The sequence below is a fragment of the Lysobacter soli genome (genome assembly GCF_009755585.1).
GTDB classification, from domain to species: Bacteria; Pseudomonadota; Gammaproteobacteria; order Xanthomonadales; family Xanthomonadaceae; genus Lysobacter_J; species Lysobacter_J soli.
The window spans coordinates 2709138-2723220 of sequence record NZ_CP046603.1; the positions used below are offsets into that span (position 1 = coordinate 2709138).

10 protein-coding genes and 1 tRNA gene are annotated in these 14083 nt (G+C 66.1%); 6 read left to right on the plus strand and 5 right to left on the minus strand.

Annotated elements, in window-relative coordinates; translation table 11 throughout:
• Window positions 1-2 precede the first annotated feature (2 nt).
• From GOY17_RS12325 to GOY17_RS12345, 5 genes are all read right to left on the minus strand, one after another.
• Window positions 3-713, minus strand: a complete 711-nt coding sequence (locus tag GOY17_RS12325) for a M15 family metallopeptidase (protein ID WP_157031717.1) — start codon at window positions 711-713, stop codon at window positions 3-5.
• On the minus strand, window positions 713-2272 hold the full coding sequence (locus tag GOY17_RS12330) for a serine hydrolase (protein WP_157030628.1): 1560 nt from the start codon (window positions 2270-2272) through the stop codon (window positions 713-715). Before GOY17_RS12330 ends, GOY17_RS12325 begins: the two co-directional genes overlap by 1 nt.
• Window positions 2262-3503, minus strand: coding sequence for a diaminopimelate decarboxylase (lysA, locus tag GOY17_RS12335; RefSeq protein WP_157030629.1), 1242 nt, complete (start codon window positions 3501-3503; stop codon window positions 2262-2264). Before lysA ends, GOY17_RS12330 begins: the two co-directional genes overlap by 11 nt.
• A 69-nt stretch (window positions 3504-3572) precedes the next feature.
• Window positions 3573-6443: a TonB-dependent receptor gene (locus GOY17_RS12340; RefSeq protein ID WP_483308157.1), complete on the minus strand. Its 2871-nt coding sequence runs from the start codon at window positions 6441-6443 to the stop codon at window positions 3573-3575.
• A gap of 71 nt (window positions 6444-6514) precedes the next feature.
• Window positions 6515-7987 carry a transglutaminase-like domain-containing protein gene (locus tag GOY17_RS12345; RefSeq protein WP_157030630.1) on the minus strand — a complete coding sequence of 491 codons (1473 nt, stop codon included), beginning with the start codon at window positions 7985-7987 and terminating at the stop codon, window positions 6515-6517.
• Between the two features lie 318 nt (window positions 7988-8305).
• Here GOY17_RS12345 and GOY17_RS12350 point away from each other — a divergent pair, with 318 nt between their 5' ends.
• From GOY17_RS12350 to GOY17_RS12375, 6 genes are all read left to right on the plus strand, one after another.
• Window positions 8306-9706: a C40 family peptidase gene (locus GOY17_RS12350; RefSeq protein WP_157030631.1), complete on the plus strand. Its 1401-nt coding sequence runs from the start codon at window positions 8306-8308 to the stop codon at window positions 9704-9706.
• A gap of 46 nt (window positions 9707-9752) precedes the next feature.
• Window positions 9753-10850: a dipeptide epimerase gene (locus tag GOY17_RS12355; protein WP_157030632.1), complete on the plus strand. Its 1098-nt coding sequence runs from the start codon at window positions 9753-9755 to the stop codon at window positions 10848-10850.
• Between the two features lie 24 nt (window positions 10851-10874).
• The gene (locus GOY17_RS12360) at window positions 10875-11726 is read left to right on the plus strand and encodes a MurR/RpiR family transcriptional regulator (protein ID WP_157030633.1); all 852 of its coding nucleotides are present in this window, start codon (window positions 10875-10877) and stop codon (window positions 11724-11726) included.
• 13 nt (window positions 11727-11739) lie between these two features.
• A complete protein-coding gene (locus GOY17_RS12365; protein WP_157030634.1) occupies window positions 11740-12522 on the plus strand; it encodes a L,D-transpeptidase family protein in 783 nt (260 codons plus the stop codon).
• Window positions 12523-12602: 80 nt separating this feature from the next.
• Window positions 12603-13862: a dicarboxylate/amino acid:cation symporter gene (locus GOY17_RS12370; RefSeq protein WP_157030635.1), complete on the plus strand. Its 1260-nt coding sequence runs from the start codon at window positions 12603-12605 to the stop codon at window positions 13860-13862.
• A gap of 137 nt (window positions 13863-13999) precedes the next feature.
• A tRNA-Arg gene (locus GOY17_RS12375) sits at window positions 14000-14076 on the plus strand.
• Window positions 14077-14083: the final 7 nt, after the last annotated feature.

A 14083-nucleotide genomic window follows, 5' to 3' on the forward strand; every position in this document is an offset into this window, starting at 1 on the left:
GCTCACTCGATCGGCACGTCGAAGAAGGTCTTCGGTGCGGGTTCGGGGTCGAGCGTGTAGTGCCACCATTCCATCGGATAGTTGCGCAGCCCCGCCTCGCGCATTGCGTCGCGCAGGCGATCGCGATTGACCCGCTGTTCAGCCGTGACGCTCGGCGAATCGGTGTTGGCGAGCGTATCGAAGAAGTCGAAGTCGGTGCCCATGTCCAGCGGCGTGCATGAGCCTGGAGCGCCGCAACGCATCAGCGTCAGGTCGATCGTCGCGCCACGGCTGTGGCCGGACGTCGGCGAGATGTAGTCGCCCAGCAACGTGCGCTTGTCCAGCGCGGGATAGAAGCGCGCCTTCGTGCTTTCGTCGGCGTTGTTGGCCCACGCGACGAACGCACGCACCGCGCGTGCGGGCCGGTAGCAATCGAAGATGCGAAGGCGATGACCCTGCGAACGCAGCGCGGTTTCGGCGCGCTGGATCGCTTTCGCCGCCGGTTCGAGCAGATAACAACGCGGCGCGCCGTAGCCGTCCACGACCGCGCCGGTGAAGTTGTTCCGTCCGGCATAGCGGATATCGAGGTCGATGTCGGGAACAAGTGTGCGGATATCGACAAGACCTGCTGAATGCGGCGTCATTGCCGGCGAAACATCCATCCGCGCGGGCGTTGCGCAACCTGCGAACGCGAGCAGGCAAAGTGCGGACACGACGTGCGCCAGCGACCGCATCAGGGGCACGCTCCCACGCGTTCGAACGCCAGGTCTTCGTAGTCGTAGCTGAAATCGGCCTGCGGATCGACCTTTGCCAGCCGCATGCCACTGCCGTCGAGATCGAGCCAGGCTTCGGCGTCGACGCTCGGATCGTCCCAGTCGATGAGCCAACGCTTGCCGACGCGCTGCACGACGCCATCCAGCAGGGGCGACTTGCTCGCGCGGAAACGCACTGCATCGCCGTCGCGGCACAGCGTCGCCTCGCCGAACCACGGGTCGCGGTACGTGCCCAGTTTCGGCAATAGCTCCTTCACGGTCGCTGGGCGACGACGCGAGGTGTCCGGCGCCTTTTCCGTGACCGGGCGTGCGGCGTCCTCCTTGTCGATGAGGCTCGCGTAATGCGCTACCGACAGGGCTGGGTCGCCGGACGTATAGCGCTTCACCAGCACCTGTGTCAGTACGGTGCGCGCGTCCTCGCCTTCGCCATTGATCAGGATGACGAAGCCCGCGCGCTTGTCGGGCAGCATCGTCACCGCCGAATACATGCCCATCAGCGTGCCGGTGTGCGCGACCTTGAACACGCCGTCCACGTCGGCGAGCCGCCAGCCGTAGCCATACGCGGAAAAATGGCTGCGGTCCCATTCGCGCATGCGTTTCGACACCGGCATCGGCATCTGCGGCGCCCACAGCGCCTGGCGTTGTTCCTGCGAAAGCCACGCCTCGTTCTTCGGGTCCGGCTTCAGCCAGTTCGCGGTCCAGCGCAGCATGTCGTCGAGGCTGCACCGCACGCCGCCAGCCGGATCCATCGTGGTCGCAGGGATGATGTCGCCGTCGCTGCGCACGGGCACATTGCGTTCGCCTTCGCGCCGGTGCGGCTGCGCGACGTTGCCGACTTCGATGCGATTCCACTGCCCCACCTGACAACGCGTCATGCCGAGGGGCTCGAACACTTCGCGCCGCACGAGCGCCTCGTACGGCGCGCCACCTGCCGCCGCGGCTACTTCGCCCGCAACGATGTACATCAGGTTGTCGTAGTCGTAGCCCGAGCGGAAGCTGCGGTACGGCTTCAGATAGCCGAGCCCGTGGATGATGTCCGCGCGCGTGAACGTGTTGGGCTCCGGCCACAGCATCAGATCGCCGGCGCCCGCGCGCAGGCCGCTGTTGTGGATCAACAGGTCGCGCACCTGCATCTCGCGGCCGACCCACGCGTCGTGCATGCGGAAGTCCGGGATCCATCGGGTCACCGGATCGTCCCAGCGCAGTTTGCCGGCATCGACCAGTCGCGCGAGCGTCGCGGTCGTCATCGACTTGGTATTGGACGCGACCTTGAAGAGCGTCTTCGAGTCGATCCTGTCGCCCTCGCCTTCCACGAGTTCGCCCGCGGTGCGCGAATACACGACGCGTCCGTCCTCGACGATGCCCAGCGCCAGTCCAGGCAAGTGGTATCGCGAGAACACCTCGTCGAAAATCGCGTCCACGGCCTTCCGGTCGGCCGGCGCTTCCGCCGCAGCGCCCGAGCCAGGTAGCCATGCCACGCATAGCGAGAACGCGATGGCGAGGATGCGGTCAGGTCTCATGCCATGCCTGCGGGAACTGTTCACCGGCCATCATCTCCGTGATCGTCTGGCGCCGCCTGATGATGGCGTAGCGGCCGTCGTCGAGCAGCACTTCCGGCGGTAGCGGCCGGGAATTGTAGGTGGACCCCATCGACGCACCGTACGCGCCGGCACCGCCGATCATCAACAGGTCGCCCGCCTCGCAGCGCGCCAGCACCCTTCCCTGCGCAAAGGTATCGCCGGTCTCGCACACCGGGCCAACCACGTCGTAAGCGACGTCCGGCTCGTCGCGGCCGTGCATCGGCACGATCTCGTGCCACGCATCGTAGAGCGAAGGACGAAGCAGGTCGTTCATCGCGGCATCGACGACGAGGAACTGGCGATCGGTGCCGTGCTTCACCCGGATCGCCCGCGTCACCAGCACGCCCGCTTCGGCGACGAGCCAGCGCCCGGGCTCCAGTGCCAGCGTGCCCTTGAAGCCGGCGAACGTGGCGCGCACCAGCGATGCGTAATCGGCGATGTCCACGGGCATGTCGACGCCGGGGCGATACATGACGCCCAGGCCGCCGCCGATGTCGACACTCGCGATCGCGTGGCCCGACTGCAACAGTTCGCGGCGGAACGCCTCCACCCGCTGTAGCGCCTGCCGGAATGGTTCCAGATCGAGGATCTGCGAACCGATATGCGCGTGCAGCCCGTCCAGCTGCACGTGATCGAGCGCGGCGCATTCGGCGAACCACCGCCGGGCCTCGTCGATGGACACGCCGAACTTGTTCTCAGCCTTGCCGGTCGAGATCTTCGCGTGCGTGCGGGCATCGACGTCCGGATTGATACGCACCGCCGCTCGCGCGCACACGCCGCGCGACTGTGCCCTGCGCTGCAGAAGATGCAGTTCGTCGGCCGACTCGACGTTGAACCGCCACACCCCAGCCGCGAGCGCCGCATCGATCTCGTCGGCCGTCTTGCCGACGCCGGAAAACACGATGCGTTCGGCAGGAATGCCAGCCTTCAAACTGCGCTGCATTTCGCCGAACGACACGATGTCCGCGCCGACGCCGTGCTGCGCCATCAGCTGGAGTATCGCGATGTTCGAATCGGCCTTGACGGCATAGCAGATGCGTACGTCGAGCCCGCGGAAAGCGCCGTGCAGGCTCGCGATGCGGTCACGGATCATCTGCGCCGAATAGGCGTAGAACGGTGTCTGGATCTGGCGCGCGATCGCGTCCAGCTCGCCCGGAAGGAAGTTCGACAAGGCAGGACCCTTGCGTAGGCCAAAAAAAAGACGGCGGACGGCACGAGGCCGCCCGCCGCTCGAGGGACATCAATAGCTCAGCGACAGGATGAACTGCGCGTTGCGCGGTGCCTGGAAGGCGGTCGGGTTGCCGAAGAACGGATTCATCAGGCCCACGCCCTCCTCTTCCTGCAGCGTTTCGTTGCGCTCGATCACCGTCTGCTCGTTGAGCACGTTGTAGACGGCGAACTTGGCGTTGAGCTTCACCGGGCCGAGCGTGGTGTTGTAGGCCACGCTGAGGCCGAGGTTGTACGTCCACGGCAGCGTGTCGTACGCACCGCGACGCGAGAGGCGCCACTGGCCCTGGTCGGTGTAGCACAGGCTCGGATCGCTTTCGCAGATGTAGTGCGTCAGGAACTCGTTGTCGTCGTACGGGTTGCCCGCGCCGTACTCGCTCATCGGGCGACCCGACGCCGCATCCAGCGTGGCGCCGATGGTCCAGTTGTCGGTGATGGCGTAGTTGCCGCGCAGCTTGATCTGGTGGCGATGGTCGTTCGGCAGGTAGCCATAACCGCCGATCTCGACGAACGGATTGTCGAAGGCTTCGGTGCGGCCGGAGTCGGCGAAGTCGGTGTCCGAATTCACCGGACCCTCATAGTTGCCCTTGCTCATCGACCAGACATAGGTCGCGTTGAACGCCCACTTGTCGTCCCATGCGCGATCGAGCTGCAGTTCGATGGCGCGATAGGTGCGCTTCGGGTTTTCCCAGCCGATCATCGTGCCGTCGCGCAGTTCCCAACCCGTCTGCGAGGTGTCGATGGTGACGAAGCCATCGCTTTCGCCATCGCAGTCGGTGTCCGTGTAGTAGGTCAGGTCCTTGCCCGGATTGGCCATCACGAAGCCGCTGTCGCCGCAGCTGTTGACCACTTCCATGTCGTCGATCGCGTTGTGCATCTTGCGATAGGTGCCGCTCACCCCCCACGACCACTTCTCGCCCAGCATCTGCTGGAAGCCAAGGATGAACTCGTCCTGGTAGACCGGATCCATGTCCTTGTCGACCTCGCCGCGGAAGTCGGCCACGCTGCCGTCGCCCTGCGAATCGTCGACAGTACCGATCTCCGCGCCCAGGCCCGGGATCGGGTTGTCGCCAGAGGCGAAAGTGCCGTCCCAGAAGTAGAACCGACGGGCGTCGAGGAACGGGCCGGCCTGCTTAATGTTGATGACGTTCGCCACCGGCAGGAAGTAACGGCCGGCGTTGCCGAAGACCTTCGAGCGGCCATCGCCGTTCAGATCCCACGAGAACCCGAAGCGCGGCGCGATCATGTCGTTGAGCTTGATGTAGCTGTTGCCCGCCGCGTCCTTGTTGTCGAAGCTCTCGATGCGCACGCCCAGGTTCAGCAGCAGGTTCGGCGTGACGTTCCAGTTGTCCTCGATGTAGTAGGCCTCGTTCTCGGTCTCGAACGTGCCCTGGTTGGCGACCTGGCGCGTGCGGACGTACACGGTGCCCGCGGGCACCGTCACGCCGTTGACGCGCGCGCCGGCATTGTTCACTTCGTAACGCAGTCCGTCGCCCGGATAGCGGCTGCTGTAGTCGGACGTGTTGTTCTCGTGGTCGGCGCCGAATCGCAGCAGGTGGTCGCCCAGGTTCCACTCGAAATCCAGGCGCATCGCCTCGCGCGTGTCGGTGCGGTCGATCACCGAGGTGTTGCTGGTGCAGCCGATGAAGGAGGTATTGACGCGCTGGTCCTGCACGAGGCTGCAGCGGTCGTCGTTGACGCCGATCGCCGAGGCCGAGCGCTCATTCTCGCCGTACATCGCCTTCATCGAGAACGTGTCGGTGAAGTAGCCGGTGTACGTCGCGGCCCAGTTGTCGCCGCCGGTCTTGTTGATGATGCGGTTGCGGAAGTCGCCGCGCGTGCCGGCGTCCGCATCGAAACCGAACACGTCCTGCGTGGTGTCGTTCTTGTCGGAGAAGCCGAACACTTCCAGCAGGTTGGCGTCGTTGATCTGCCAGTCGACCTTCGCGCCCCAGAAGTCGTTGTCGCCGTGGTTCTCGAAGAAGTTTCCGCCGCCGTCGTCGGTGTTCTGCGAGTCGAGGTCACGCTTTTCATAGATGCCGAAGAAGAACAGGCGGTCCTTGATCAGCGCGCCCGAGCCCCAGACGGAATAGTTGTTCTCGTCGGAATCGTCCCAGCGCGTGTAGAGCGTCGGCGCGTAGTTTCGGCCGTTGCCCTGCCACAGGCCGTCGATCACGATGTCGGCACCGGCATGGAACTCGTTCGTGCCGCGGCGCGTCACGGCGTTGATCACGCCGCCCGTGCTGCGGCCGTATTCCACCGAATAACCGCCGGTCTTGATCTGGAATTCCTCCAGGAACGAGAACGGCAACGAAGAGAAGCCGACGCGGTTGTAGAAGTCGGTGACGTTCAGGCCGTTGATGTAGACGGTGTTCTCCGCCACCGACGAACCGCCGAACGAGATGCCGCCGAACTCGCCGCGATTCACGCCCGGCGCGAGCGTCGCCACGTCGATGATGTCGCGCTGCACCGGCAGTCGCGCCACTTCCTCGCGGCTGATGTTGGTCGCGATCTCAGTCGAGGTCACGTCGACGGCCGACACGACGCGCGAGCCGATTACCTGCACCGCCGCCAGGTCCGTCGCCGAGCCGCCTGCGGCGATGTTCAGCGTCGTCGCGTTGCCCAGGCTGATGGTCGTCTGCGCCGGCTGCGACAGCGCCTGACCGTCCGCGACCACTTCGACCTGGTACTCGCCCACCGGGAGAAACGGAAAGCGGTAATTGCCCGAGTCGTCCGCGCGCACCGTGCGCACGAAGCCGGTGGCCGGATTGCGCACCGTGACTTCGGCGTTCGGCGCGGTGCGACCGACCAGCGAACCGTCGGTGTTGGCGGCGTGCGCCTGATTCAACGACAACGCCGACGTCAGACAGACGCCCAACGCCATGCACAACGCGGTCCTACGAAACCCCATGCTCTTCATGTCCCCTCTCCACGGTGAAGGTGATGCGCGACGCGCTAGCGCGACGTCCCGCCGGCGGGCAGTACCTTTGCTGCAAAGCTGTAATCCCACTGGTCGAAGTAGAGGTTGCCCCCTGCCCACTCCACTTCGCCGCGTTGCGAATCCACGGTCTCCGACCGCACGTGCTGCTTGGCCGGCACGAAGTCCGTGCTGATGTCGTCGTTGAAGGCGATCCGGTAGGCATCCAGGCCGCCGAGATAGAACCACTCCACTTCCGGATCGCGCGCGCCCTTGAACTGGCCGGTCGTCACGTCCATCGGCACCCAGCCGTACGGCGCCAGGTACAGCGCGCCCCAGTCGTGCAGGTTGTCGTAGTTGCCGTCGGAATAGACCATGCCCGACTGCCAGCGCGACGGAATGCCGTTCAGGCGCAGCAGCGTCATCAGCAGCAGCGTCTGCTGGCCGCAGTCGGCATGGTTTCCGCGCAGTGCGTAATCGCTGATGTTGGTGATGGTCGAATATTCGCGCGCGCCGCCCCAGGGAATGTCGTCGACTGCCTGGAAGAGCTTCTGTGCGATGCGATACGGATTCTTTTCGTCGCCGACGACCTTCTTCGAGAACGCGCGCATTTCATCGGTGAACACGATGTGCGGCGGGCGCTGGGCCAGGTACGGGGCGAGGTCGGGACGATCGCCAAGCGGCGTCACCTTGGCCGGGTCGATGACGTGGTGCTCGCCGAAGATCGTCAGTTCGTAGTCGATCTTGAACGTCGTCGGCAGTCCCGCCACCGCAGGCTTTTCGAGGTACACGGTGCGCTGCAGCGTCGACTCGGGCGCGATCTGGTGCTTCACCGGCGCGCTCGACAGGAAGCGGATGTCTTCCTGCCGGCCCGGCAATGCCCGCGGATACGGAATCCATGCACGCACCGTCTCGCCTGCCGGCACCGCATCGGCATTCACCGTGATCGATTGCGTCACGTGGATGCGTCGTGGCGCGACGCTGCTTTTCCCGGTGCGCTTCGCCTCGGCGACGGCCTCGTCGTGGTAGGCGTTGGCGTTCTCCATCGGCCCGTCGTTGCGCTGGAACGGCGTCGCACGGCGCGCCATCGCCTCCGGGCTCACGCGGAACAGGTTCGATACGGAACGGTTGAAGTACCAGGGCGTTCCGTCGATCACCATGTGCTCGAGCAGGTCGGCCTTCGTCCAGCGCTGGAATTCGTCCTCGCGCAGATCGGGAACCGACTCGCGAAGCTTCGCCCGCGCCTGTTCGGCCGACAGCGTGAAATCGAGCCGGATGCGGCGCATCCGCTCGCGCTGGAATTCGAGGTCGGCACGGGTCCTGTCATCGAGGCCCGGCTTCGCGAGTGCAGCGTCGATCTGCGAGGTAGCGCCGCGGAAGTCGCCCGCGTCGATTCCAGCGACAACCGCGGGCAAGGGATCGGTGGAGGAGATGGCGGCATCGGTCGCGGCGATCGCGCCGAGCGCAAGGACGGCGGCGAGCAGGACGTGCCGGCGGCGCGTCCGGGGCATTGGCGATCGAAGCGGTAACCGAAGATCGTCCACGCGGGCCACTCATGAGAGGCGTTTCACCGCTGTGTAACATGAGTGGAGTACCCGGTCAATAATTTATTCTTGACTATCAGATCGAAAGAAGTATCTATTCTCCTGAACCGGCCCGCTGCCCGTACGGCGGCTCATGAGGGGGACGCGATGATCGAGGACGTTCTGGCCGCCGGCCGCGATACGACCCATGGCGCGCCGCGTTCCGCCAGCCCGATGCCGGAACTCGCCGGCAACGCCCCGGTCTTGTCTGCAGGCCCTCGCCCGGCCGTTCACGGATTCCGCTCCATGCGCCTTCGCACCGTCCTCTTCGCATCGCTGCTCTCGATCGGCCTGCTTTCCTCGGCCCACGCGTACGAGCGCAACTGGACCATTCCGGCCGATACCGGCGTCATCGGTGTCGAACAGGCCCAGCTCGATCCGTCATGGTGGGTCGCGCGGCAAGGCCAGCCGGATCGCGTGATCCTCGACGCGCAGGCCATCGCCGCGCAGAACGCGAAGCTGATGCAACTGGACGACAGCATGTTCGATCTCGACGCGCTGCCAGCGTCGCTCGACCGCGTCCGCGTTGCGGCATGGATCGAAGGCTTGTCGAAGCGCCCGACGCGCACGCTTTACGACGAACGCGGCCGGACGATCGCGAACGCGGACCTGGACGCGATCGTCGACAACGTCAACCTTGCGGCGATTCCCGCCTCCCAGCCGACGCGCTTCGGGCTGGTCGTGCATCGCGCCGACCTGCGCACGTTCCCTACGCGCACGCGGGTGTTCAGTTCCAACGACGACCACGATATCGACCGCTTCCAGGAAAGTGGCCTGTTCCCGGGCGATCCGGTGGCGATCGTGCACGAAAGCCGCGACGGCCAATGGCTGTTCGTGGTCAACACGCGGTACGCGGCGTGGATCGAGAAGCGCCTCGTCGCCGAAGGCCGTCGCGACGAGGTACTGGCCTACGGCAAGCGCACGCCGTTCCGCATCGTCACCGGCGCGCGCGCGACGACCGTGTACACGCCCGAGGAACCCGGTGTTTCCGAACTCCAGCTCGACATGGGCGTGCGCGTTCCGGTCATCGCCGACTGGCCTGTCGGCAAGGCGGTGAACGGCCAGCACGGCTACACGTCGCACGTCATCGAACTGCCGGTGCGCAACGACGATGGCTCGCTGAGATTCGCGCCCGCGCTGCTGCCGCGTCGCGAACCGACGGCTGACGCGCCGCTCGCGCTGACACCCCGCAACCTCATCCAGCAGGGCTTCAAGTTCCTCGGCGAGCGCTACGGTTGGGGCCACAGCTACAACGCGCGCGATTGCAGCGGCTTCGTCTCCGAGATATACCGCAGCATGGGCGTGCAGCTGCCGCGCAACACCAGCGACCAGGCGGTCAGCCCGGCACTCAACCGCATCGCGTTCGACGAAAAGGACAGCCATGCCAAGCGCATGGCCATCGTGCGCGAACTGCAGGTCGGCGACCTGGTCTACATCCCGGGCCACGTGATGATGGTGATCGGCAACCTCGGCGGCGAGCCGTACGTCATCCACGACACCACCGGCCTCAGTTTCGCCGGATCCGACGGCCAGACCGTTCGCGCGAAGACCAACGGCGTCACTGTTTCGCCGCTCACGCCGCTGCTGTTCAACGGCAAGCAGACCTTCGTCGATCGCATCACCAACATCCAGCGGATCCGGCCGTAAGCCGCGATCCGCCGCACACCCGCCCCCACATTCCAGAACGACAAGAATGAAGATCACGCAGATCCGGTTCGGCATGTTGCGCGTCCCGCTGAAAACGCCTTTCAAGACCGCGCTGCGCACGGTCGAGGCGATCGAGGACATTATCGTCTGCGTACATACCGACACCGGTCACGTCGGCTATGGCGAAGCGCCGGCAACGGCGGTCATCACCGGCGACACGCACGGCTCCATCGTCGAGGCCATCAACAAGTTCATCGCGCCGCGCCTGATCGGGCAGGAAATCGCGAACCTCAACCGCATCACGCAGCTGATCCAGACCGCGCTGGAGAAGAACACCAGCGCGAAGGCGGCGGTGGAAATCGCGGTGTACGACCTGTTCGGCCAGCTGTACGGCGTGCCGCTGTACAAAATGCTCGGCGGCGGCGATCCGGTGATCACCACCGACATCACCATCAGCGTGGACTACATCGAGAAGATGGTCGCCGATTCGCTCAGCGCGGTGGATCGCGGTTTCGAATCGCTGAAGATCAAGGTCGGCAAGGACATCGGCGTCGACATCGAACGCGTGAAGGCGATCTACGCCGCCGTCGAAGGCCGCGCCCTGCTCCGCCTGGACGCGAACCAGGGCTGGACCGCCAAGCAGGCCGTGCACGCGATCAACATGCTCGAAGACGCCGGCGTGCGGCTGGAGCTGGTCGAACAACCCGTGAAGGCGCAGGACCTGGACGGCATGAAGTACGTCACCGAGCGCGTGCACACGCCGATCATGGCCGACGAAAGCGTGTTCGGCCCGAAGGAAGTGATCGACCTCATCCGCATGCGCGCGGCGGACATCATCAACATCAAGCTGATGAAGACCGGTGGATTGTCCAACGCGATCCGCATTGCCGACATCGCGGCGCTGTATGAAGTGGAATGCATGATCGGCTGCATGCTCGAAAGCAGCATCAGCGTGGCGGCCGCGGTGCACCTCGCGGTGGCGAAGTCCAATGCGATCACCAAGGTCGATCTCGACGGCCCTTCGCTTTCGGCGTTCAACCCGGTCGATGGCGGCGTGCTCTTCAACGAGTCGGAGATCTCCGTCACCGACGCGCCGGGCTTGGGCATCCGCGAGATCCGCGGGCTGGAAATGCTGCCAAACTGACGTCCCTTCGGATCCGGAGTCCGCATGTCGCCGCTGCTGAAGATCCGCTCCGAACGCGACCAGATGTCGGCGATCGAACGCCGCATCGCGGATTTCCTGCTCGAGAACTCCCACCTGCTGCGCGACTACTCGTCGCAGCAGCTCGCCAACGCGCTGGGCATCAGCCAGTCGAGCGTGGTGAAGTTCAGCCAGAAGCTTGGTTTCAAGGGCTATCCGGACCTCAAGTACTCGATCGGCCAGGCGGTCGCGCGCGGCGATGGCGCGGACGACGGCGGGACCAGTCGCGAAACGCGCGCGGACGATCCGCACGCTGCGCTGGCCGAAGACCTATGGCACCTGAAGGCGCTCGCCGAAGCCGAAACGCGCCTGATCAATCCGCCGGAGAACATCGACGCGATCGCGCACGCCATCCTGAAGGCCGGCAAGGTCTTCATCATCGGCCTGGGCGAGGACGGCATCCCGGCGCGCGCGTTCGCCACGCGGCTGTCGATGCTCGGCATCGTCACGGTGCACTACGTCGACGCCATCCTGATGCAGGCCGGTGTTTCCAGTGCAGCGCCGGGCGACGTGCTGATGGTGTTCTCCGAGCACGGCCGGCAGCCGACGCTGTGCCAGATCAGCCATCTCTTCCGCGAGCGCGTCGGGCGTGTCGTCACGGTAACGCGCCACACGCCCAATCCGCTGCGCGCGCATGGCGATGCCGCGCTGCTGGTGTCGGCGCACGACGAGCGCCGGCACATCGAGCCGCTGCTGTATCAATCCGCGCTGCAGCACCTGCTCGACCTCATCTTCGTCCTGCTGTGCGATGCGAGCGAGGAGCGCCGCCTCCAGCTCGACTTCAACTTCGAGCGCATGCAGGATCTGCTCGATCACTGATCCGGGGTTCTTCATGCAGATGGCGGCATTCGTTCGCAGCTTCGCCCTCGTCGCGCTTGCGGCAGTCACGGCTTGCGCAGGCCTGGGCTCCAGGCCCATTGCGACGACGCCGTGGAAGGACGCGCAACAACTCGTACTGGTCACCACCGCCGACTGGAACGCCACCACCGGCACGCTGCGCCGCTACGAGCGCCATGGCGGCCAGTGGCGTGAAGCAGGCGAGCCGACGCCGATTACCGTAGGCCGCAGCGGTTCGGCATGGGGCGTCGGGCTCCATCCCGCACAAACCGACGCGCCGCAGAAACAGGAAGGCGACGGTCGCGCGCCGGCGGGCGTGTTCCGCATCGGAACTGCGTTCGGCTATGCCGACACGGCCTCGACCGCCTGGCCCTACCAGGGAATGAGTGCATCGGACTGGTGCATCGACGTGCCCGCCTCGCCGCTCTACAACCGCATCGTCGACGCCAGGCAGGTTGGCGACGCTGCCGTCGAAGGGTCGAGCGAGCCGATGCGCCGCGACCTCCACGCCGGCGGCGACGTCCGCTACAAGCTCGGCTTCGTGATCGAGCACAACCCGGGCAACCGCAGCGGCGCGGGCAGCTGCATCTTCGCCCACCTGTGGCGCGCCCCGGGCGAGGCCACGGCAGGCTGCACCGCGATGCCGGAACCGGCGATGCGCGAGCTGCTGGCATGGCTCGACCCGCGCCGTAAACCCGTGTTCGCGTTATTGCCCGATAACGAACTGGAACGTCTGCATGCGGCGTGGGATCTCCCCGCGCCGACGCCGCTGCACTGAAAATGTCGCGCCCCGTGCCATCCTCTGCGCGGCTGCGCGAGGATGGGCCTCGACGCACAGACCCGGAAACCCGATCCCCGATGTCGAACACCGCCCGCGTACTCCTCGGACTCTTCCTCGGCGCCGCCATCGGCCTGTCGCTCGCGTGGATCGACCCGGTACTGGCCGGCAAGGTCGCCGACTTCGTGCAACCGGTCGGTCGCCTCTGGCTCAACGCCCTGCAGATGACCGTGGTGCCGCTGGTCGCGGCGCTGGTGGTGATCGGTGTGAACAACGCGACGGACGCCGCGGCTTCCGGCCGCACCGCGCGCAAGGCGATCGTCACGTTCGTGGTCATCCTGGCCGTCTGCGCCGCGTTCGCCGCGACGGTGGCGCCCATCCTGTTCTCGTTCGTGCCGCGACAGGAGGGTCTGGCCGAATCGCTGCGAGCCGCGACCGCCGGCGCGGCGCAACTGTCGCTGCCAAGCTCGCTGGCCGAATGGTTCGCCGGGATCATCCCCGCCAACGCACTGGCCGCGGCCGCGTCGAGCGCGATGCTGCCGCTGGTGGTGTTCGCGCTGTTCTTCGGCTTCGGCCTGACCAGGATCGAGGCCGGCCGCCGCGCCCGCGTGCTCGAACTGATCCAGGGCATCGCCGACGTGATGATCGTCATCGTGCACTGGGTGCTGTGGGTGGCGCCGATCGGCGTGTTCGCGCTGGTGCTGGCCGTGTGCGCCCGCGTGGGCCACGGCATGATCGGCGCGTTCGGCTGGTACATCGCCATCCTCTGCACGATGTACCTGCTCGCGACGGCGCTGATGTACCCCATCGCGATCATCGCCGGCGGCGAGCGCCTGCGCCGTTTCGCGGCGGCGATCGCGCCCGCGCAGGTCGTCGCGGCCAGCACGCAGTCCTCGCTGGCCTCGCTCCCGGCGATGATCGAATCCTCGCGTGAGCGCCTGGGCCACCCGCTCAGCGTGACCTCGCTGGTGCTGCCGATGGCGGTGTCGCTGTTCCGCATCACCAGCCCGATCCAGTACATGGGCGTGGCGGCGTTCATCGCGTGGGCCTACGGCGTGGACCTGAGCATCGCGCAATGGGCCGCCGCGGCGGCGCTGGCAGTGGTCATCAGCATGGGCTCCGTGGGACTGCCCGGCCAGGTCAGCTTCATGGCGACCAACATGCCGGTGACGCAGGCGCTTGGCCTGCCGGTCGAGCCGCTCGGCCTGCTGCTGGCGCTGGACACGATTCCGGACGTCTTCGCGACGCTGGGCAACGTCACCGGCGATCTCACCGCGACGACGGTGGTGGCGAAGGGCCAGCACGATCCGGTGAATCCGGACCTCGGCGAAGACGGCTGACGCCGCGCGTCATCGAGCAGTCGCCACGAACGGCCGGGGATCACGGCGCTTACGGCGATTCGCAGGCTTTTCCGACGCTGGATCGGGCGCCTTCCCGGCCCGATCCGCACGCGTTCATGCGAAAATGCCCGCCTCATGGCCCCGTAGCTCAGCTGGATAGAGCGGTCCCCTCCTAAGGGACAGGTCGCACGTTCGAATCGTGTCGGGGCCGCCACTGTCGC

Coding starts and splice junctions, on each gene's coding strand:
- GOY17_RS12325 (WP_157031717.1), bottom strand. CDS start 713: ATGCGGTCGCTGGCGCACGTCGTGTCCGCACTTTGCCTGCTCGCGTTC.
- GOY17_RS12330 (WP_157030628.1), bottom strand. CDS start 2,272: ATGAGACCTGACCGCATCCTCGCCATCGCGTTCTCGCTATGCGTGGCA.
- GOY17_RS12340 (WP_483308157.1), bottom strand. CDS start 6,443: ATGGCGTTGGGCGTCTGTCTGACGTCGGCGTTGTCGTTGAATCAGGCG.
- GOY17_RS12345 (WP_157030630.1), bottom strand. CDS start 7,987: ATGCCCCGGACGCGCCGCCGGCACGTCCTGCTCGCCGCCGTCCTTGCG.
- GOY17_RS12350 (WP_157030631.1), top strand. CDS start 8,306: ATGCGCCTTCGCACCGTCCTCTTCGCATCGCTGCTCTCGATCGGCCTG.
- GOY17_RS12355 (WP_157030632.1), top strand. CDS start 9,753: ATGAAGATCACGCAGATCCGGTTCGGCATGTTGCGCGTCCCGCTGAAA.
- GOY17_RS12360 (WP_157030633.1), top strand. CDS start 10,875: ATGTCGCCGCTGCTGAAGATCCGCTCCGAACGCGACCAGATGTCGGCG.
- GOY17_RS12365 (WP_157030634.1), top strand. CDS start 11,740: ATGCAGATGGCGGCATTCGTTCGCAGCTTCGCCCTCGTCGCGCTTGCG.
- GOY17_RS12370 (WP_157030635.1), top strand. CDS start 12,603: ATGTCGAACACCGCCCGCGTACTCCTCGGACTCTTCCTCGGCGCCGCC.